Annotated in this window: 20 protein-coding genes; 9 read left to right on the forward strand and 11 right to left on the reverse strand. The window is 58.4% G+C overall.

The window, feature by feature from the left end; translation table 11 throughout:
- Positions 1–37: 37 nt before the first annotated feature.
- Complete coding sequence (dnaK, locus tag ACPF9B_RS13855; RefSeq protein ID WP_007206267.1) at positions 38–1,942, reverse strand: molecular chaperone DnaK; 1,905 nt, start codon at positions 1,940–1,942, stop codon at positions 38–40.
- A gap of 350 nt (positions 1,943–2,292) precedes the next feature.
- Here dnaK and ACPF9B_RS13860 point away from each other — a divergent pair, with 350 nt between their 5' ends.
- Complete coding sequence (locus tag ACPF9B_RS13860) at positions 2,293–3,888, forward strand: phosphate ABC transporter substrate-binding/OmpA family protein (RefSeq protein ID WP_424178124.1); 1,596 nt, start codon at positions 2,293–2,295, stop codon at positions 3,886–3,888.
- Between the two features lie 31 nt (positions 3,889–3,919).
- Positions 3,920–4,966: a hypothetical protein gene (locus tag ACPF9B_RS13865; RefSeq protein ID WP_424178126.1), complete on the forward strand. Its 1,047-nt coding sequence runs from the start codon at positions 3,920–3,922 to the stop codon at positions 4,964–4,966.
- Positions 4,967–5,013: 47 nt separating this feature from the next.
- Here ACPF9B_RS13865 and ACPF9B_RS13870 read toward each other — a convergent pair whose 3' ends face one another.
- Entirely contained in the window at positions 5,014–5,787 is a 774-nt protein-coding gene (locus ACPF9B_RS13870) for an ABC transporter permease (RefSeq protein WP_424178128.1), read from the reverse strand.
- Positions 5,788–5,944: 157 nt separating this feature from the next.
- On the opposite strand from ACPF9B_RS13870, the gene cysQ reads away from it, so the two are divergent.
- The 7 genes from cysQ (at position 5,945) to ACPF9B_RS13905 (ending at position 13,725) form a co-directional block, all read left to right on the forward strand.
- Positions 5,945–6,742 (forward strand): 3'(2'),5'-bisphosphate nucleotidase CysQ, encoded by a 798-nt coding sequence (cysQ, locus tag ACPF9B_RS13875; protein ID WP_424178130.1) that lies wholly within the window; start codon positions 5,945–5,947, stop codon positions 6,740–6,742.
- Positions 6,742–7,542, forward strand: coding sequence for a 3-deoxy-manno-octulosonate cytidylyltransferase (locus tag ACPF9B_RS13880; RefSeq protein ID WP_424180438.1), 801 nt, complete (start codon positions 6,742–6,744; stop codon positions 7,540–7,542). Before cysQ ends, ACPF9B_RS13880 begins: the two co-directional genes overlap by 1 nt.
- A gap of 90 nt (positions 7,543–7,632) precedes the next feature.
- Positions 7,633–8,526 carry a UTP--glucose-1-phosphate uridylyltransferase GalU gene (galU, locus tag ACPF9B_RS13885; protein ID WP_424178132.1) on the forward strand — a complete coding sequence of 298 codons (894 nt, stop codon included), beginning with the start codon at positions 7,633–7,635 and terminating at the stop codon, positions 8,524–8,526.
- Between the two features lie 17 nt (positions 8,527–8,543).
- The gene (locus ACPF9B_RS13890) at positions 8,544–9,578 is read left to right on the forward strand and encodes a glycosyltransferase family 2 protein (protein WP_424178134.1); all 1,035 of its coding nucleotides are present in this window, start codon (positions 8,544–8,546) and stop codon (positions 9,576–9,578) included.
- 84 nt (positions 9,579–9,662) lie between these two features.
- Positions 9,663–10,613, forward strand: coding sequence for a glycosyltransferase family 2 protein (locus ACPF9B_RS13895; RefSeq protein WP_424178136.1), 951 nt, complete (start codon positions 9,663–9,665; stop codon positions 10,611–10,613).
- Positions 10,610–12,304 carry a beta-1,6-N-acetylglucosaminyltransferase gene (locus tag ACPF9B_RS13900; RefSeq protein ID WP_424178138.1) on the forward strand — a complete coding sequence of 565 codons (1,695 nt, stop codon included), beginning with the start codon at positions 10,610–10,612 and terminating at the stop codon, positions 12,302–12,304. Before ACPF9B_RS13895 ends, ACPF9B_RS13900 begins: the two co-directional genes overlap by 4 nt.
- Positions 12,301–13,725 (forward strand): nodulation protein NodH, encoded by a 1,425-nt coding sequence (locus tag ACPF9B_RS13905; RefSeq protein WP_424178140.1) that lies wholly within the window; start codon positions 12,301–12,303, stop codon positions 13,723–13,725. The genes ACPF9B_RS13900 and ACPF9B_RS13905 overlap by 4 nt, the downstream gene beginning before the upstream one ends.
- On the opposite strand, the gene ACPF9B_RS13910 is transcribed toward ACPF9B_RS13905, so the two are convergent.
- The 9 genes from ACPF9B_RS13910 to ACPF9B_RS13950 all read right to left on the reverse strand — a co-directional run bounded on the left by ACPF9B_RS13910 (position 13,722) and on the right by ACPF9B_RS13950 (position 20,906).
- The gene (locus tag ACPF9B_RS13910; RefSeq protein ID WP_424178142.1) at positions 13,722–14,186 is read right to left on the reverse strand and encodes a PTS sugar transporter subunit IIA; all 465 of its coding nucleotides are present in this window, start codon (positions 14,184–14,186) and stop codon (positions 13,722–13,724) included. The genes ACPF9B_RS13905 and ACPF9B_RS13910 overlap by 4 nt on opposite strands.
- A 27-nt stretch (positions 14,187–14,213) precedes the next feature.
- Positions 14,214–14,789 (reverse strand): ribosome hibernation-promoting factor, HPF/YfiA family, encoded by a 576-nt coding sequence (gene hpf / locus ACPF9B_RS13915; protein ID WP_007206254.1) that lies wholly within the window; start codon positions 14,787–14,789, stop codon positions 14,214–14,216.
- A 238-nt stretch (positions 14,790–15,027) separates the two neighbouring features.
- A complete protein-coding gene (gene lptB, locus ACPF9B_RS13920; RefSeq protein WP_040482951.1) occupies positions 15,028–15,789 on the reverse strand; it encodes an LPS export ABC transporter ATP-binding protein in 762 nt (253 codons plus the stop codon).
- Entirely contained in the window at positions 15,786–16,274 is a 489-nt protein-coding gene (gene lptA / locus ACPF9B_RS13925) for a lipopolysaccharide transport periplasmic protein LptA (protein ID WP_424178145.1), read from the reverse strand. Before lptA ends, lptB begins: the two co-directional genes overlap by 4 nt.
- Before the next feature lie 28 nt (positions 16,275–16,302).
- Positions 16,303–16,902 carry a hypothetical protein gene (locus ACPF9B_RS13930; RefSeq protein ID WP_007206251.1) on the reverse strand — a complete coding sequence of 200 codons (600 nt, stop codon included), beginning with the start codon at positions 16,900–16,902 and terminating at the stop codon, positions 16,303–16,305.
- A gap of 2 nt (positions 16,903–16,904) precedes the next feature.
- On the reverse strand, positions 16,905–17,873 hold the full coding sequence (locus tag ACPF9B_RS13935; protein ID WP_424178148.1) for a KpsF/GutQ family sugar-phosphate isomerase: 969 nt from the start codon (positions 17,871–17,873) through the stop codon (positions 16,905–16,907).
- Entirely contained in the window at positions 17,873–18,484 is a 612-nt protein-coding gene (locus ACPF9B_RS13940) for a ribonuclease D (protein WP_007206249.1), read from the reverse strand. The genes ACPF9B_RS13935 and ACPF9B_RS13940 overlap by 1 nt, the downstream gene beginning before the upstream one ends.
- 55 nt (positions 18,485–18,539) lie before the next feature.
- A complete protein-coding gene (locus ACPF9B_RS13945) occupies positions 18,540–20,222 on the reverse strand; it encodes a putative bifunctional diguanylate cyclase/phosphodiesterase (protein ID WP_424178151.1) in 1,683 nt (560 codons plus the stop codon).
- An 87-nt stretch (positions 20,223–20,309) separates the two neighbouring features.
- A complete protein-coding gene (locus ACPF9B_RS13950) occupies positions 20,310–20,906 on the reverse strand; it encodes an HD family hydrolase (RefSeq protein ID WP_040482950.1) in 597 nt (198 codons plus the stop codon).
- Positions 20,907–20,961 lie beyond the last annotated feature (55 nt).

The following is a 20,961-nucleotide window of genomic DNA, read 5'->3' on the forward strand; positions in this document are numbered from 1 at the left end:
CCCGGTGTGGGGCCGGTCCATTTCCTGCGCCGCCTTATTAATTGCGGCGCTTGTCGTCATCCAGATCTTCGAAATCCGCGTCGAGGATATCATCATCGGCACCCGGGCGGTCAGGCTCGGCGTCACCTGATTCTTCTTGGCTGGCCTTGTAGATCGCTTCGCCCAGTTTCATCGCGGCTTCGGTCACGTTCTGAACGCCGGATTTAATCTTGCCAGCATTGTCGCCTTCCAGATCGTCCTTGAGTGCTGCAATCGCCAGTTCGATCGCTTCGATCGTGGTTGGATCGACCTTGTCGGCATGTTCTTCCATCGATTTTTCGGTCGAATGGATCAGGCTTTCGGCCTGATTTTTTGCCTCGACCAGTTCGCGGCGAGCCTTGTCGGCCTCGGCATTCGCCTCGGCGTCTTTGACCATTGCTTCGATGTCGTCATCCGACAGACCGCCAGAGGCCTGGATCGTGATTTTCTGTTCTTTGCCAGTGCCTTTGTCCTTGGCACCAACCTCGACAATGCCGTTGGCGTCGATGTCGAATGTCACCTCGATCTGGGGCATGCCGCGGGGGGCTGGCGGGATGTTTTCAAGGTTGAACTGGCCCAACATCTTGTTGTCAGCGGCCATTTCACGCTCACCCTGGAACACCCGCAAGGTCACGGCGTTCTGGTTGTCTTCGGCGGTCGAGAAGACCTGCGATTTTTTCGTCGGGATCGTCGTGTTGCGGTCGATCAGGCGGGTGAATACGCCACCCAGCGTTTCGATCCCCAGCGACAATGGTGTGACGTCCAGCAGGACCACATCCTTGACGTCGCCTTGCAGAACACCGGCCTGAATGGCGGCACCCATGGCGACAACTTCGTCAGGGTTGACACCCTGATGCGGTTCTTTGCCAAAGAATTTGGACACTTCTTCCTTGACCTTCGGCATGCGGGTCATGCCGCCGACCAGAACGACCTCGTCGATGTCGGATGTGGACAGGCCCGCATCCTTGATCGCGGCCTGACAAGGTTTCAGCGATGCCTTGATCAGATCACCCACAAGGCTTTCCAGCTTGGCGCGCGTCAGTTTCATGACCATGTGCAGTGGCTGGCCGTTCGACCCCATCGAGATGAATGGCTGGTTGATTTCGGTGCTGGATGACGAAGACAATTCGATCTTGGCCTTTTCAGCAGCCTCTTTCAGACGCTGCAGCGCCATCTTGTCCTTGGTCAGATCGACGGCGTTCTCTTTTTTGAACTCGTCGGCAAGGTAGTTGACGATCCGCATGTCGAAATCTTCACCACCAAGGAACGTATCACCGTTGGTGGATTTCACCTCGAACAGGCCGTCATCGATTTCCAGAATGGTCACGTCGAAGGTACCGCCGCCAAGGTCATAGACCGCGATGGTTTTGCTTTCTTTCTTGTCCAGACCGTAAGCCAGCGCCGCGGCTGTCGGTTCGTTGATGATGCGCAGCACTTCCAGCCCGGCAATTTTACCGGCGTCCTTGGTGGCCTGACGCTGGGCGTCGTTGAAATAGGCAGGCACGGTGATGACGGCTTGCGTCACTTCTTCGCCCAAATAGCTTTCGGCGGTTTCTTTCATCTTGCCCAGAATGAACGCGGAAATCTGGCTGGGCGAATATTTGTCGCCACGCGCCTGCACCCAAGCGTCGCCATTGCCACCATCAACAACGGTGAACGGCATGTTCTTTTTGTCTTTGGCAAGGTCCGCATCGTCAAAGCGACGCCCGATCAGGCGCTTGACGGCGAAAATCGTGTTTTCGGGGTTGGTCACGGCCTGGCGTTTTGCAGGCTGACCGACAAGGCGTTCGTCGTCAGTAAACGCAACGATTGACGGCGTCGTGCGCGCGCCTTCGGCGTTTTCGATCACACGGGGCTTTGACCCGTCCATGATCGCGATACAGGAGTTGGTCGTCCCAAGGTCGATACCAATTACTTTGGCCATTTTTCAAATCCCTTTACGTTTAGGCGGTTTGAGCAGCGCGAACCCATTTCGGCACCCGCGCCAGTTTCAGGCGTCTTACAGCGTCACGCGCTGATCCAACGTTGGCGTGTATATAGGTGTGTCATATGGGGCCTGCAACAGCCGTGGACGCGGCAAAAGCGTAAAAACCGCAGTTTTGGGCCGTCAGCAAGGCATGCAGGCAATGCCTGACACAGGTCTTCGTGCCACTGGCCATCATGCATTGTTTGGAAACAAACAGTTTGTCGCCGCAGAAACGACCGAATTCAGGCTCAATTGAGGCGTTTTCTACGTTCCAATCTTTGCCAGGGTTCATCAAGGAGTACGACCACATGATCAAGCAATCTGTTCTACGCTGGCCTGCGACGCTTGCGCTTGGTGCCGGGGTCAGTCTTTCGCTGGCGACAACGCTCGCTGCGCAGGATGTCACGCTGAGCAGCCTTGACGGTGAACTGACATTGCGCGGCGAGTTGTTGTCTTATGATGGTTCGGTCTACGTCCTGGGGACGGTGTTTGGCGCGTTGGAAGTGGACGCATTTTTGGTCAGCTGCGTAGGTGACGCCTGCCCCGACATCGACACGACTGCCGAAAGCTTTACGATTGCGGGTGCGGCGGGGCTGATCGACGGGGTCTTTGGCGATGTGATCACCGCATTTAGTGCCGAAGTGGGTGGTGCTGCGACTGTGACCGACCAATCCGGCGACACCACGGTGATCAGCCTGCTGGACGAAGCCGACAGGGAAACCGCGACCATCACGCTGGCCTCTGTCGGATCGACGCAGGCGATCGCTGATGTGATCGCCGACACCGCCGCTTTGGCCGTATCGACCCGTGCCGTTTCCAACAACGAGGTGAATGCCTTTGCTGACGCCCGAAAGGGCGACCCGACATCAGACGCGCAGCAGACCATTTTCGCGCTGGATGCGCTGGTGGCGATCACGTCGCTGTCGAACCCTGTCCGCGCCATTTCTGAATCCGACCTTGCCCGCATATTTGCCGGCGAAGTCACCAATTGGGCCGATGTGGGTGGGCCATCCGCCCAGATCAACGTCTATGGCCGTAGCAATGACAGCGGCACGGCGGTCGTGTTCAACGAACTGGTGATGGAACCCGCTGGTCTGCGCATGGCTGACACCATCCTGCGCACTGAAACCGATGCGGCGCTGGCCGAGGCTGTTGCATCCGACCCGTTGGGGATCGGCGTGACCAGCCTTGCCGATGCGGGCGATACCAAGATACTGGCGGTGCGCGGTGTCTGCGGTATTCAGGTGCAGGCGACCCCCTTCACGATCAAGACCGAAGAATACCCGCTAAGCCGCCGTCTTTATGCCTATGCCGGCGATGAAACGGCCCCTGCGCAATTGACCCGTTTGATGCAGTTTCTTGAAACGCCTGCGGCACAGGCCGTGGTCCGCGATGCGGGCTATGTCGATCTGGGCATCTCTTTCCAGTCCAACACCGAACAGGGGTTACGGTATCTTGCGTCGATTCTCACAGACGACGTCGAGGTCACCCTGCGACAGCTGCGTGACATGACCCAGTTGCTGACCGCCGCTGACCGGTCGTCGATCACCTTCCGCTTTGCGTTGGGATCGTCGCGGCTTGATGCACGCGCGCAGGATGACATCCTGCGTCTTGCGAACCTGATTGCGACCAGCGACATCAGCAACAAGGAATTGTTGTTGATCGGTTACACAGATGCCATCGGTGATGGCGCATCCAACCTTGCGCTTAGCCAGCAGCGTGCCGAAGAAGTCCGTCAGGCGCTGTTCGCCGTCGCCCCGTCGCTTGCGTCGGATGATTTGCCTGTGCGTGCGCTGGGCTTTGGGGAAATCTCTCCGCTTAGCTGCAATGAAACAGCCAATGGTCGCCGCATCAATCGCCGCGTCGAAGTCTGGTTGCGCGATGTTGTCACCGAATCCCGCTGAACCCGGCCAGACATATTTCAGGAGCTTGAGGATGACAAAGAACTTGATCGCAGCTGGCGCCATCTTGGTTGCAACGATGCATCCTGTGGCCGCACAACAAACCGCCTTTTCGGATGCTGTGAATGTGTGGCTGTCCGGTGACGACACGAATGGTTTGCCTGCTCTTGCCGTTGATGCCCGCAACGGTGACACAACGGCCCAGTTGATACTTGGCCAGGTGGACCGTGACACGATCCCCGCTGGATATTCCGATTTTCTGCTTGGTCTGACCCGTGAAGAAAGGGCCGCGCTGTTGCGGTTTGCCGACGATGATGGCGCGACTGTAAACTGGCTGTTGACGCTGCAAGGCACCGACAACGCAGCTTTGGGCGATGCGTTGTTCTGGTACGAAGCGAACCTTGACCCGATCGATTCCGCTGCCAATTTGCAGGCGGTGGATGAAAAGTCCACGGCGGAATGGGTCCTGTGGCGGACCTTGAACAACGGCTATTTCGACCGGATCCAGTCGCTTCCGGCGGAAAATCCGGAACTGGCGCAGGTCGGTTTCATGACATGGCTGACCGACTACTTTGCCAGCGAAAACCGCACGATCAGTATGAACCGCTTTCTTGACGACGAAAGGCCAGCAAAGGTGCCGGGGCTTTTGGCGCTGAAACGGCTGGAACGCGTGCTGGGGCTGAGCGGCAACTTTTCCGTCGGTTTGAATGAATTGATCGAGGTGATCCGCGGGCGCGGCAACAGATTGCCCGTGACTGCCGACCTTGTAACGCTGGAGGCAAGCCTGACACGGCTGGGTGAGGTCGATCCGCGTGTCGGTGTCGTCAACCGGCTGTGCGATATCTGTCCCGATACGGTCGCCGATTACCAATGCCGGATCGAAACCTTCGCGATTATCGGCGGTTATGAAACGCTGTTGGCTGTCAGAAGCCCGGCCGAAGCTGCCGTGCCTGCGGACATTTATCTTGCGTCGGATCGCGCCGTGACATCATTGACCAATCTGGTCCGTGGGCGGGCCCCCGCCGATCTGACACGGGTGCGGTCAAGCTGCCTGCAATCGTTGATCGTGGCTGATCAGTAAGCATGGTAAACGACATACGCCGGTGTCGGCGCATGTCGGTCCACATTCTAGCGCGCGGCGTACCAGCTGACCGACACGTTCCTGCGTGTGTAGAATTCACCCATCAACCCGATCATGATCAGCGCCAATGACACATAGATCGGATAGCTGACTGATGTGACACGCGGCGTATAATGCAGGAAAACATGGCCGCGCGACTGGTCGATGATATGAAACAGCGGGTTCCAGTCGAACAGCGCCACCGTCATTGCCGGCAGCGTGTTGACCACGAACATCTTGCCAGAGGCGATCATGTTCATCCGGATGTAAAGCGCACGCACCAGTCCCGCAAAATCGGGAATCCACGGATTGAGCGCCAGAAACACCATGCCAACCGCGATCCCGAAAAACCACGCCAGTAGCAGCATGCCCAACGCACCGACCGGATCATGGATCGTGATCGGCGTAATTACGATATGATAGAATGACAAAATGACCGTGATCGCAAAAACCTGCTGATACAGGGTAGATACCGCCGCTGCGACAATCGAAATCACAGTGTTCATCGGGGCGTGCAGCATCATCGCACCCAGCGGATTGCCCCCGCCTGCAACGGCCGCCACGGTCTTGGTATGTGTCATGTAAAGAAAAATGCCGGACATGAGGAACAACAAGAAATCGCCCCGGATCTGTGCGGTGCGCACCCCCAGAAGCGTGAACATCAGCAAGAAGACCCCTACCATCACAAGGCTTTGCAGCGTGGTTAGCGCCAGACCAATGACAGCGCTGCGGTGACCGGACCGCAGGTTGCGGACGGTCGAATGATACGTCACCTCTGCCATAGAAAAAATAGTGCGGGTACGCGTTTTTATCGTGGGGGCGCGAAACATGCGAAACCTTTACCGAAACCATCGAATGCTTGTCCCATGACAAGCTTGCTGATTGCTTAAGCGCAAACCATAAGACAGTGATAATGCCACTTCAACACAAGGCCAAGCCATGGATTATGAACTCCTGACCAGCGTGATGCGCCGCGCGGCGCTCGAAGCGGGCGATGCGATCATGCAGGTCTATGCCGCCGCCGATTTTGACGTGCGCGCCAAAAGCGATGACAGCCCCGTCACCGCCGCCGATCTGGCCGCCGATGCGGTGATCAGCGCCGCGTTGCGCGCGGCCTTTCCCGATGTCGCCTTGGTAACCGAGGAACAGGCCGCATCCCACATGGTGCAGGCGACCACATTCTTTATCGTGGACCCGTTGGACGGCACCAAGGAATTCGTGCAGCGCCGCGGCGATTTCACCGTCAACATTGCGTATGTCGTGGATGGCATACCCATGCGCGGCATCGTCTATGCTCCGGCGCGCGACCGGTTGTTCTATACCGATGCCACCGGCCAGTCGGTCGAGGAAACAGCACCCTTTGCAAAAGACGCGGTGGGGAACCTGCGCGCCATATTGGTGTCTGAACCGGATAATGCGGCGCTGATGGTTGTCGCGTCGAAATCGCACCGCGACCAGGCGACGGATGATTATATCGCGAAATATCGGGTCCGCGACATGACCAGCGCGGGCTCGTCTTTGAAATTCTGCCTTGTTGCGACTGGCGAGGCCGATCTGTACCCCCGCCTTGGCCGGACGATGGAATGGGACACCGCCGCAGGCCATGCGGTGTTGGCAGGGGCGGGCGGTCTGGTGGTGCGCTTTGACGACCATCAGCCGTTAACCTATGGGAAACCAGGGTTTGATAATCCCTTCTTTATCGCCGCTGCCCCTGGCGTGGTTTTGGAATCCGCATGATGCCTGTCCTGATCGTCATTCCCGCGCGCTATGCGTCGACCCGTTATCCGGGCAAACCGCTGGTTTCGTTGACGGGTGCCACGGGTGTCGCAAAAAGCTTGATCCGTCGGTCATGGGATGCTGCTATGGCCGTCGATGGCGTGGATGACGTTGTGATAGCCACCGATGACGGGCGGATCGCCGATGCCGCGCGCGGGTTCGGGGCAAAGGTCGTGATGACCTCCACCACCTGCGCCAATGGCACCGAACGCTGTGCCGAGGCGGTGGATTCCCTTGGCGGTGATTATGACATCATCGTCAATCTGCAAGGCGACGCGCCGCTGACACCCGCATGGTTCATCAGCGATCTGGTCGCCGGGCTGCGCGCGCATCCGCAGGCTGATGTGGCCACACCCGTTCTGCGCACCGAAGGGCAAATGCTGAACGCGCTGTTGCAGGACCGCCGCGAAGGGCGGGTAGGCGGCACGACAGCTGTGTTTGGGGCCGATCATAACGCGCTTTATTTCTCGAAAGAGGTGATCCCGTTTACCGGTCGCAGCTATGGGCCGGCTGACCCGACGCCGGTGTTTCACCATGTAGGCGTCTATGCCTATCGCCCGGCGGCACTGCGCGCCTATGCCCGCTGGCAACAAGGGCCGCTGGAACAGCTCGAAGGGCTGGAACAACTGCGTTTTCTGGAACGCGGGGTGCCGATGCTTTGTGTTGAAGTCGCGGCTAAAGGGCGCGAATTCTGGGAACTTAATAACCCTGAGGATGTTCTGAAAATAGAAACAATGTTGCAGCAAATGGGCCAGCCCTAGCCGTCAGGCACGCTATTGTTGCATTTCTGACATATTATAGCCCTGATATCGGGCGACAGGGTCCGCTATTGGATCAGCAAAGGCATTCAGATGAAACGTAAGATCACCAAGGCCATTTTCCCTGTTGCGGGGCTAGGTACACGTTTCTTGCCTGCTACTAAATCTGTTCCCAAGGAAATCATGACTTTGGTGGATCGACCCCTGATCCAATATGCCATTGACGAAGCGCGCGCTGCGGGGATCGAGGATTTCATTTTTGTCACGTCACGCGGGAAATCCGCGCTAGAGGATTATTTCGATCACGCCCCTGATCTTGAAAACTCCTTGCGTGATGGTGGCAAGACCGAGCTTTTGCGGATCTTGCGCAGCACCTACATGGACAGTGGCGCTATCGCTTACATCCGCCAGCACAAACCGCTGGGGCTGGGCCATGCCGTGTCTTGCGCCAGCAAGCTGATCGGGAATGAACCTTTCGCCGTAATTTTGCCCGATGACGTGATCGCCGCCGAAAAGCCCTGCCTGCAACAGATGGTCGAGGCTTATCAGGAAACAGGCGGGTCGATGGTCGCCACGATGGAGGTATCGGCGGCAAAAACATCATCTTACGGTATGCTGGATATCGCCGGTCAGTCCGGCCAGATCGTGCAGGTCAAGGGTCTGGTGGAAAAGCCCGCGGCGGGGGATGCGCCGTCCAACCTTGCGGTGATCGGGCGCTATATTCTGGCCCCCGAGGTGATGCAAAGCCTCGAACAGGTGGATCGCGGCGCTGGTGGAGAAATCCAGCTGACAGATGCGATCGCGCAGGAAATCAGCGCGGGTCGCGATGTGTTCGGTTATCGGTTTGACGGGCAACGCTTTGATTGCGGTTCCAAGGCAGGTTTTTTGCAGGCCACGGTCGCGTTTGCGCTGGCGCGCGATGACCTTCGGGATGAGCTGGCTGCCTTTTTGGCAGAGATACCGTTCACCCGCAACGCTGCGCAATAGGCCGCAGGTTTTCCTGAATGCCGGCTGGCGACCTGTGGATGGCCTATCGGATGCGCTGGAAACGGCGCCGCTTTCTGTTTCGTATCTGGCGTAAGCGGCGCCAGATCACGCCGGTGCAAGACCGAACGGTTCTGATCAAGCCGGATATGATCTTGTGTTTTGTGACCCTGCGCAATGAAATGGCGCGTTTGCCGCACTTTCTGCAACACTACCGAAAGCTGGGTATCAGTCATTTCCTGATCGTCGATAACGGCAGCGATGATGGCACTGCCGCCTATCTTGCGGCACAAAAAGATGTATCGCTCTGGTCGACGCAGCACAGTTACCGGCTTGCGCGGTTCGGGATGGACTGGCTGGGCTGGCTGCAATGGCAACACGGCCACCGGCATTGGTGCCTGACGGTTGATGCCGATGAATTGCTAACCTTTCCTTACGCAGACAGCCGCGATCTGGGCGATCTGACCCGCCATCTGGATGCGCGCGGGATCATGTCCTTTGGTGCGATCATGTTGGACATGTATCCCAAAGGCCCCATCGCCGAGGTGCGGCATGATGCGACGATGGACCCTTTGGACGCGCTGGCATGGTTTGATGCCGCCAACTACCGCGAAAAAATTCACCCCGTTTATCAGAACCTGTGGATACAGGGCGGCGTGCGTGACCGCGTGTTTTTCACGGCAAGGCCGGAACGCGCCCCCACGCTGAGCAAGGTGCCACTGGTGCGGTGGCATTGGCGGCATGTCTATGTCAGTTCGACCCATCAGATGCTGCCGCGCCGGTTGAACCATGTGTTCGACCGCGCGGATGACCGACGGGTCACGGGCGTCTTGCTGCACACCAAGTTCCTGCCCGACATCATGTCCAAATCGCAAGAGGAACTGACCCGCCGTCAGCATTTTGAGAATAGCAGCCTTTATGCTGACTATCATCAGCAGCTTGCCCAGGGACCCGACCTGTGGTGCCTGCAATCGCAGCGCTATACCGGATGGGCGCAGCTGGCGGCGCTGGGCCTGATGTCGCAAGGTGACTGGGACCAAGATGACGCCATTTGAACAGCAAACAAAGGCCGTATCCGCTTGGGGTTTCTGACATCATACCGGCTGCGCTGGTACCGCCAGCACTGGAGGCTGCGGGCCATGCTCAAGGCACGCGACCTGACGGCCGTGCAGGATCGTACCGGCACGATCAGGCCCGACGACGTGCTGCTGTTCTGCACCTTCCGTAACGAAGACCAGCGGCTGCCCTATTTCGTGCAATATTACCGCGATCTGGGCATCGACCATTTCCTGATGGTTGATAATGACAGTGATGATGGTGGCCGCGATTTTTTGGCCGACCAGCCTGATGTTTCACTGTGGCAGGCCAAGGCGGGCTATGGCGCGTCGCGCCACGGGATCGACTGGCTCACCTATCTGCAGGGGAAATATGCGTCTGATCATTGGGCGCTGACGGTCGATGTGGACGAATTTTTCGTCTATCCGTTCTGCGACAGCCGCCCGATCCGCGCGCTGGCCGACTGGCTCGATGCGTCAGAGGTCCGGTCATTCGGGGCGCTGTTGCTGGATATGTACCCCAAGGGTCCGGTCAGCGCCGAACCTTACCGGCGCGGCGACGACCCGTTCAAGATTGCCTGTTGGTTCGATGCCGGCAATTACGTCATGTCCCGCAACACCATGCTGCGCAACCTGTGGATACAGGGTGGCCCGCGCGCACGCATGTTTTTCGCGGACAAACCGCGACAGGCCCCTGCGCTGAACAAGATCCCCTTTGTAAAATGGCAGCGCCCCTATGCCTATGTCAGCTCGACCCATATGATGCTGCCGCGCGGGCTGAACCTTGTCTATGACCAGCATGGCGGTGAAAAGACGTCGGGTGTCCTGCTGCATGCGAAATTCATCGACACATTCAGCACTCGCGCCGTCGAAGAGGCCGTGCGCGCCGAACATTATGCCAGCGGGCGCGAATACAAATCCTATGAATCGCGTCAGGGTGCCGACCCCGATTTCTGGTGCGAATGGAGCGAGCGTTACATCAACTGGCGCCAGCTGGAAGGTCTGGGGCTGATGTCCAAGGGGAACTGGGCATGACGCTGGGTATTGTCATGCTGGTGCACACCGCCTTTGACCGCGCCGAACAGATGATCCGGCATTGGGCGGATGCCGGCTGTCCGGTGGTGGTGCATGTGGACAGGCACGTGGCGCAGGAAACCCATGATGCCTTTGTCACTGCTGTCGCCGATCTGGCCGATGTCAGCTTTAGCCGCCGGTACCGCGGCGAATGGGGGATGTGGGGGCTGATCGCCGCATCGCAGGCCGCATCGCGGCAGTTGTTGGACCGATATCCGCAGATCCAGCATGTCTATCTGGCCTCGGGGGCCTGCCTGCCGCTGCGTCCGGTGAACGAATTGAAAACATATCTTGCTGCAAGGCCGGACACCGATTTTATCGAAAGCGTCACGACCGGTGATGTACAATGGACAGTGGGTGGGTTGGACCGTGAAAGGTTCACCCTGCGGTTTCCGTTTTCATGGAAACGTCAGCGCCGCCTGTTCGACGGCTATGTGCGATTGCAGCGGCTGCTGCGTGTGCGGCGACGGATTCCGCCTGGGATCACGCCGCATCTGGGGTCGCAATGGTGGTGCCTGACGCGCCAGACGCTGACCGCGATCCTGAATGATCCGCGCCGCGCCGCATTTGATACCTATTTTCGGCAGGTCTGGATTCCGGACGAATGCTATTACCAAACTCTTGCCCGCCTGCATACGCGCCGCCTCGAAAGCCGGTCGCTGACCTTGGCCAAGTTCGATTTTCAGGGCAAGCCGCATATATTTTACGATGATCATGCCGAACTTTTGGCGCGGTCTGGTTGTTTTGTCGCGCGCAAGATCTGGCCGCAGGCCGACGCGCTGTTTCACAGGTTTCCGTCAGGGTCGCAGGCTGATCTTGAACCGCACACGGGGACGATCGACCGCATTTTCGCGCAGGCCGTTGACCGGCGCACCAGCGGGCGGCGCGGGCTTTACATGCAAAGCCGCTTTCCATTCATGGAGCGTGAAAACGGGTTCACTGCTGCGCCGTACACGGTCTTGCAGGGCTTTGATGCCATTATTCCCGACCTGACCAGTTGGGTGACGGCGCAAACGGGGGTTGTCGCACATGGCCATCTGTTCGCCACCGACAAGGCGCATTTCGCGGGTGGCGCTGCGGTCTATCGCGGTGGTCTGTCTGACAATGCCCATCTGCGCGATTATAACCCAAAGATGTTTCTGACCAACCTGGTCTGGAATGGCCGCGACCGGCATCAATGCTTTCAGTTTGGACCTGCCGATAACCAAGCGATCAAATGGATGCTGGCGCGGGATGCCCACGCCAGCGTCTGGGTCGTCACCGGTGGTTGGGCGGTGTCGCTGTTCTGTTCAGGCAAGCCCGCAAGCGCCGTGCGGTCAGAGGCCGCGCGCCTACAACAGGTCGAAAGCCGCTTTATCAGCGCCCTGCAGTCGCCCGATGCGCGGTCGCGGCGGCGTATCATGACGCTGGCGGAATTCCTTGGATCGCCTGTCGATGTGCTGCAGGCCATCACCGACGACATGGCGGGACACCGCGCCACGGCGCTTGCGCAAGCGCCGGTGATGGTCAATCTGGATGGTTTCGCCGTGTTTCTTCAGGACCTCAAGAACCAGGGGATGCATCCATATCTTGCCGGCGATTTCGCCCCTGTTGGCAAGGTGAAATCCCTGCAATCACAGCCGCGCAAAGCCTATGTGATGGGCAAGAAATGACACATTTCGATTATTTTATCATTCTGGCGGATATGCGAACCGGGTCGAATTTCCTTGAATCGAACCTTAACGCCGTTGATGGCCTGTCCTGTCTGGGCGAGGCGTTTAATCCCAGTTTCATCGGATATCCGATGCAAGAGGCGTTGTTCGGCATCTCGCTGGACCAGCGCGAAGCCGATCCGCAGGGGTTGCTGGATGCGATCAAGGCAGCGGATGGGCTGTGCGGTTTTCGGTTCTTTCACAACCACGACCCCCGCGTGCTGGACATTTGCCTTGCCGATCCGCGCTGCGCCAAGATTGTTCTGACGCGCAATCCGCTGGATACCTATGTCAGCCTCAAGATCGCGCAGGCGACGGGCCAGTGGAAACTGACCAATGCGACCCACGCAAAAACCCAGCGGATCAGATTTGACGCTGATGAATTCACGGGCCATCTGCGCGCGATACAGGATTTCCAGACGATCCTGCTGCACCGGCTTCAGACTACGGGGCAGACCGCGTTTTTTATCGGTTACGATGATTTGCAGGATATCGCAGTTTTGAACGGGCTTGCCGCATTTTTGGGCCTGCCCGCGCGTTTGACCAACCTTGATCGCAAGCTCAAGAAACAAAACCCAGCGCCCTTTGCCGATAAGGTCAGCAACTTGGCCGAAATGGAAAGCGCGCTGCGCGCCATCGACCCGTTTGACCTGAGCCGGACGCCGAATTTTGAACCGCGCAAGGGGCCTGCGATCCCGACCTATATGGCGGCGGCGCGGACCGGTCTGATCCATATGCCGCTGCGATCAGGGCCGCAGGATACGGTTGCTGACTGGTTTGTTGCGCTGGACGATGCGCCGCCTATCACGGATTTTTCGCAAAAATCACTGCGCCAATGGCAGAATGAACATGCCCTGTTTCGGCGGTTCACCGTGCTGCGCCATCCGGTTGCACGCGCCCATGTAGCGTTCTGCGATCATATCCTGACCACCGGTGACGGGCATTATCCACATCTGCGCGCCACCTTGCGCAAGGTCCACAAGCTGCCGATTCCCGAAGGTGGCCCCGATCTTGACCATCCGAGTGATTATGATCCGGCGGCGCACCGGGCCGGTTTTCTGGCGTTTCTGGAATTCCTGTGCAGCAATCTCGCGGGTCAGACCAGCGTCAGGGTCGATGCGGCTTGGGCCAGCCAGTTGACCCTATTGCAGGGGATGGCGCAGGTCGCGCTGCCAGATGTGATCTTGCACGAGGATGATATACCACGCGCCCTGCCGCTGCTGGCAGCGCAGGTCGGTAGGCCGGACGCGCCTTTGCCACGGCTGGTGGCGCACCGGCATGTGCATTGGCTGGAGGCAGTCTATGATCCGGTCATCGAGGCAACCGCCCGCACCGCCTATGCGCGCGATTACGAAACTTTCGGGTTTACCAATTGGCGCTAGGCGGCCTGGCTGGACCCGACCGATGTCAGGATGGTGAACAAAGTCACCGGATCACTGTTGGCGCGCAGCTTGGCGCAGATTGATGCGTCGCGAAAGGTGCGCGACACCAGCGCTAGCGCCTTGAGATGGTCAACGCCCGCATTTTCCGGCGCGATCAGCGCAAAGACCAGATCGACGGGCTGGCGATCTACAGCGTCAAAGTTCAGAGGCTTTTCAAGGCGCAGAAAAATACCTTTGACATCGTCCACGCCTGCAAGCCGCGCATGCGGCAGGGCCACGCCATGGCCGACACCCGTAGGACCAAGGTTTTCACGTTCGATCAATGCATCGATCACGGCGGATGGTTTCAACCCGTAACAGGTTTCCGCCATCTCGCCGATATCGTGAAAAAGCCGCTTCTTGCTGGTGCAGGATGCAATCGATTTGACGGCGTTCGATAGCAATATCTTGCTCAGTTGCATGATGCGTCTTTCTTGTTCTGCCTTGGATCAACCGGCAGCGCGCGGGTCGATCCATCCGATGTTGCCATCGTCTCTTCGATAAACGACATTCACGCCGCTATGTTTTTCGTTCCTGAAAACCAGGACTGGCGCATTCGCGATTTCCATCTGCATCACGGCCTCGCCCACGGACAGCGACGGAATCTTGGTTTCCATTTCGGCGATGATCATCGCGTTGACGGTATCGTTGCCGGCTTCTTCGGACTCGTCACTTGGAGCGAGGATATAGGACCCGGCATCGGAAAGTTCAACCGGCGTTGAACGGCCGGCATGGTGGTCCTTCAGGCGGCGCTTGTAGCGGCGCAATTGCTTGTCCATTTTCTCGGCGTTACTGTCGAAGGCGGCGTAGATTTCATTCGCCTTTCCGGTTGCTTGCGCGGTCAGTCCGGTTGACAGATGCACGACCGCTTCGCAGACATATTCATGGCCAGACTTGGAAAAGACGACATAGGCTTCGGTGGGCCGTCCGGCATATTTGCTCAGGATGGCGTCCATTTCCGTGCGGACATGCGTTTGCAGGGCTTCACCAATATCGATTTGTTTTCCGCTGATTTGATACCGCATCTTTTCTCCTAGGGTCTGGGGGTCAGGTGCCGGCCCGTGGTGTTGCCACGGGTGCATTGACCGCTTCGCGCAATGTCAGTGATTGATGTTAAGCTATTGCGCAAAAACAATTGTTTCCAGCAGGCTGACCGCTGTGTCAGCATGTCTGCGGGGCATGAACAATGGCCTGTCATCCCCTATATTTGGCGGCAAAACCGAACGTCTTGTCAATGATCCTGTCGCCGGGTGACCAAAAGAATCAGTTCACCCGAAAGTTGTTGCCCAGATAGACGCGGCGCACGTTTTCATCTTGCACCACGTCTTGGGTTGTCCCGCTCATCAACACCTTGCCATCATGCAAGATATAGGCGCGGTCCACGATCTGCAGTGTTTCTTGCACATTGTGATCGGTGATCAGCACGCCGATCCCTCTGTTTTTCAGATCAGCGACAAGATGCCGGATCTCGGCTACGGCGATCGGATCGACCCCTGCAAAAGGTTCGTCAAGCAGCACATATTTCGGGCCTGCCGCCAGGCAACGCGCAATTTCCACACGCCGCCGTTCACCCCCCGACAGCGCCATGGCGGATGCGCGACGCAGATGTTCGATCGAAAATTCCGACAGCAGCGTTTCAAGCCGTTCACGCCGCTGGTGCCTGTCCTTGACCGCAATTTCGAGGATGGACATGATATTGTCTTCGACCGACATCCCGCGAAAAATAGACATTTCCTGTGGTAGATAACCGATGCCAAGCTGCGCGCGCCGGTACATCGGCAAGGTCGTTACATCGCGCCCGTCGATGATGACCTTGCCGCCTTCGGGTGCGACTAGCCCTGCGATGGCGTAAAAACAGGTAGTTTTGCCCGACCCGTTTGGCCCCAGCAGCGCCACAACCTCGCCCCGGCCCAGCGTGATAGATACGTCGCGGATCACTGGGCGTTTACGATAGCTTTTGCGCAGGCTGATCACCTGCAAGCCGACATCGCCTGTCTTAACGGTCAAGTTGGGGGGTGGAGTCATTCGTTCGCGCTCTGTTGCAGCATGGTGCGCACGCGGCCCTGCATTGTCGCGGTGCCATCAGTCACGTTCACAATCATACTTTGCGCAGAGATCACGTTGCCGCCTTGGGTCACCAACACATCACCCGTCAGCGTCAGCAGGCCGGTCGTGATGTCGTAATCCGCAGTGTCAGCCTCGGCAGCGTCCTGCGTGTTTGCCAGCAGTGCGCCGCCAGATGCGATCAGGCGCGCGATTTCAGCGGTGTCGTTCCCATAGACGACTTCAACTCTTTGGGCCGACAGGCGCAGGTCGCCCTGGATGACCAGGACGTCACCTTCGAACACGGCAATACCTGTGTCTTGATCAACTGACAAAGCGTCTGATGTCACCTCGATCGCGGCGCTGGGGTCCACAACCAAAGCGCCCAGATTGATCTGCGTTTGTGCGCTGGCAGTGCTGAATGCCAACGCCAGCAGCATCAAGCAAAAGGCGAGAAATCGAAACACGATAAAAATATCCTTTGCTGCGGGCAGCCTATCCCTGCGGGGTGTATATCAGCCGGACCCCGTCGGTGAATAGCATCTGGTGACCAGTATTGCTGGTATCGAACTGGAATGTCACCTGCCCTGCGGTCAGATTTCCCATTGGTGCGCGGATTTCCAGTGATCCGTCCGATATGGCTGTCCCTGTGTCCAGCGTTACAGTCAGGCCACCGGTTTCCATCGTATAGCCGGTCGAGGTTTGCAGCCGCACAAGACCCGAAAACCGCGCTATGCGCGCGCGCCCGTCAATTTCACCGGTCACACCTGTCACATACAGCGTGCTGCCCCCGGGGTTGTCCATCTGCATCCTCAGAGTATCGATCGTGGCGGTGTCAGGTCGGTCCGGCAGCGGCCGTGCACTGCGTGCAGAAATCACCACGACCGCGCCGGTATCTGTGAGGCCGGAAAATTCGGGTGCGGACAATTTTTCGTCACGAGCGAGGTCGATGACCTGCGCCAGCGGGATCTTGGTGCCGTCGTTCGGCCCGCGTGCAAACAAAAACAGCATCGACAGCAAAGCCAGCCCGCAAAGCGGTAGCAGGATCTTGGCCCAGCCGACCCATTGCGAATACAGATTGTCGCCGCCAACCATGGTCAGACAATACCAGCCCGCAGGCAGTCATGGATATGCAAAATGCCTGTGACCTTGCCGGGGTTGGCGGGATCCAGCGCAAACAGGCAGGTGATCTTGCGGCTGTTCATGATGTTGACAGCCTCTTCGGCAAGGGCATGAGGCGAAACGGTGGTGGGGTTTGCGGTCATCACCTCGCCCGCGGTGTGATCCAGCAGGCCCTGCATGTGACGCCGCAGGTCGCCGTCGGTGACGATACCGACCAGCCTGTCATCATCGCCCAGCACGGCCGCGACGCCGAATCCTTTCTGGGTGATCACCAGCAGGACATCCGACATTGGCGTGTCCACGCGCACCAGCGGGATTGCGTCATCGCGGTGCATCAGGTCGGCGACCTTGGACAATTGCGCGCCCAGCTTGCCGCCGGGGTGGAAGTCGCGGAAGTTTTCGGGGGTGAAGGCGCGGTGTTCCATCAGCGCGATGGCCAGCGCATCGCCCAGTGCCAGCGTCATCGTGGTGGATATCGTTGGCACGATCCCGCGGCCACACGCCTCGCCCAGTTGCGGCAGGGTGATCCCAACATCGGCCTGCTGGATCAGTGTGCTTTCGGCGCGGCTGGCTACGCCGATCATTGGAATGCCAAAGCGGCGGGTATAGGCGACCAGATCGGCCAGCTCGGGTGTTTCACCCGAATTTGACAGCACCAACACGACATCGCCCCGCGTCATCATGCCCAGATCGCCATGGCTCGCTTCGGCGGGGTGGACGAAATGCGCGGGCGTGCCGGTGCTGGCAAAGGTTGCGGCGATCTTGCGCGCGATATGGCCGGATTTGCCCATGCCCGACACGATGACCCTGCCTTTGGCGTTCAGCAAAAGGGTGACGGCATCCGCAAAGTTTGCATCAAGGGTGGCGGACAGGGCCGTTAGCGCATCCGCCTCTTGCAGGATCACGCGGCGGGCGGTCGCCAGAAAGGGGACAGGATCGGTCATCAATGCGTGAATATATCGGTTTCGGGCCAGCCGTGCAGGTCCAGCGCCGCGCGTGTTGGCAGGAAATCGAAACAGGCCTTTGCGACCGCGGTCCGATCCTCGCGTTGCAGCAGAACATCGAAAGCCGCCTTTAACTGGTGCAGATACAACACATCGGACGCGGCGTAATCCAGTTGCGCGGGTGTCAGCTTGGGTGCGCCCCAATCGCTTTGCTGTTGGTGCTTAGAAATGTCGATCCCCAGCATATCCTGCAACAGAACCTTCAGCCCGTGCCGATCGGTATAGGTGCGCACCAGCTTGGACGCGATCTTGGTGCAATAGACGGGGGCGGTCACGACGCCAAAGGCATTCAGCAGCGCGGCAATGTCGAACCGGCCGAAATGAAACAGCTTCAGCACGGCGGGGTCGGTCAGCATCGCGCAAAGGTTCGGCGCGCCGGCCTGGCCCTTGCTGACCTGCACAAGGTGGCAATCGCCGTCACCGCCCGACATCTGGATCAGGCACAGCCGGTCACGGTGCGGGTTCAGTCCCATCGTTTCGCAATCGATCGCGACAACCGGCCCAAGGTTCAGCCCATCAGGCAGATCGTTGTGATAAAGAAAATTCGCCATCTTCGTTCCAATCCGCTGGTTTCGCTGTCCCAGATACGCAGGAAGTCTGGAATGCTCAAGCTTCGTTGATCAGAACCAACCGGTCGTCAGAGATCGTGACAGGCTGACTTGCATGCAGGGTCAGCCACATTTCAAAGTCCAGCGCAGGCATAGGGCGGGCGAAACCATAGCCTTGGCCAATTGTGCATCCCCGATCCTGCAGATGCTGTGCCTGGTGAATTTCCTCAATCCCTTCGGCCACGACATGCAGGCCGAGTTCCGCCGACAGCGCAAGAATGGCGCGCACGACGCTGTCTGCCCCGTGATCCGGCAGCGGGGCGACAAGTGATTTGTCCAGCTTGATCCCCGAAAGCGGCAATTGCGTCAGACGGCAAAGCGACGCATAGCCGGTGCCGAAATCGTCCAGTTCAAGCGCAATGCCGCATTCCGACAGGCTGTCGATGTTCATTGCTGCCATGCCGCTTGTGCCGTCGATCAGCGTGGTTTCCAGCACCTCGACGATCACTTGTTCGGGGCGCAGTCCTGAATTGCGCAAAACAAGAAGAAAGCGTTCGATCAGGTAGGGATCAGCGATGGTTGCAGGTGCGGCATTCAACGATAGCACTGGATCCCAGATATTCATCGTCTGCCATTTCATCGCCTGCACCATTGCGGCCTGCCAGATGGCAAGATCCATTTCGACGGTCATGCCAGCCCGTTCAACTGCCGGCAGAAACCTATCCGGCGTCATCAAGCCACGTGTTGGATGTCGCCATCTGGCAAGTACTTCGACACCGTGCAACGCGCCGTCAGTCAGCCTGATCTGTGGCTGAAACCAGGGTTCGAGTTCACCGTTGCGGATCGCGTCAGGTATTTCCATCTGGAGCTGCTGCGCATGTCTTGCGGCCTCGCGCAGCGCAGGGGTGAATTCTTGTGCCCGATTTCCACCTTCGTTCTTGGCGACCTGAAGCGCCATGGTTGCATCGGCAAGTACAGCCATCGGGTCTGTCCGGTGATGGTCAAGAACTAAAAAACCGATGCTTGCCTGGACCTTCAACCGCCGCCCCTTCACATCGAACGGATCAGAGAGCGCCGCCATAACGCGGCGCAACATTGGTCCGGCGGCTTCATCGGTCATTATTGCGAATTCGTCGCCACCGATGCGGGCAACGATCTGGTCGCCGTCAACGCAGGTGCGCAGCGCCTGGCCGACCGCGATCAGCAGGTCATCGCCGCTTTCGTGGCCAGCGGAATCGTTGATGGATTTGAATCCGTCCAGTCCAACAAACAGGAATGTCTGCTCTTCCGCTTCGCCGCGGGTCATGCGTTCTGTCAGTATGGCGATCAGATTGGCGCGGTTCGGCAATCCCGTCAGCGTGTCGTGATTGGCCAAGTACAGCAGCCGCACGTTTGTCTGTTGTAATGCCACCTTGGAGCTGAGCAGGCGCATTGACTGGTCGCGCAGCGCGCGGATCTGGGTCTGCACGGCCAGATATGCGGGATAAAAGATGATCACCGCCTCTGCAAGCAGCACAAGCAAGGCCGCCCCGAGGACCGTCCGCTGGTTTCTTTGCAATTGTTCCAGTTCGGCCGCCGCATAGATCGGGGCGCTGTGCGCAATGATCTGCTGGTTGACGCTGTGCATTGTCACCAGCAGGGCAAGCGTTATCGTCACGGCAAAGATGTAGCGCACCCAAAGCTGTTCGGGGCTGATCCGCAAAAGCTGTGCGTTCAGACGGTCCGATAGGTGTTTGATCATGATCATCCGACGAATCCCGCAGGGTTGGTCGAATTACCTTGATCCAGATTGATTAAGGGAGCGTTGCGCGCCTGCCTGCCCTTTTGGTCACATCGCCTTTATCAGATCATGGCAGCGGCGGGTGTACTCGTCGCGCACAGCCATGGGCGGACGCAGGCGGATCGCGAAACGATCCAACAATGCCGCGTCTTGCTTGCCAAAGAACCTGTCCGCCTCGGGGCGCGAGAAACCGGCAATTTGCACGGCTTCCAGCCAGGCGGACAGTTTATCGGCCTTCTTGATCTGTCGCTTGATCTGCACTGGCAATTGCGCAGGCAAACCGAACCTTTGGTGGATTGCGGCGGTCAACCGATCGTCCAGCGCGCCGTAACCTGGCCCGACTGCTGCTTTGACCGGGCTGATCATGTCGCCGATCACATATTCGGGCGCGTCATGCAGCAATGCCGCCAGATGCCAGCGCACCGGCGCTTTTGGGTTTTGGTTGATGAATATATCCGTCACCAACAGCGAATGTTCAGCCACCGTATAGGCGAAATCACCCTTGGTCTGCCCGTTCCAGCGCGCAACAAAGGCAAGGCCATGCGCGATGTCGCCAATCTCGATATCCATTGGCGTTGGGTCAAGCAGGTCCAGCCTGCGACCCGACAGCATCCTTTGCCAAGCTCTTGGTTGCTTCATCGTCATTGCGCCTTAATTGAAAATTGAGCGTTCTGCATAATACGCGACTTTGGATTGTGGC

The organism is Yoonia sp. TsM2_T14_4 (assembly GCF_049602355.1).
GTDB classification, from domain to species: Bacteria; Pseudomonadota; Alphaproteobacteria; order Rhodobacterales; family Rhodobacteraceae; genus Yoonia; species Yoonia vestfoldensis_A.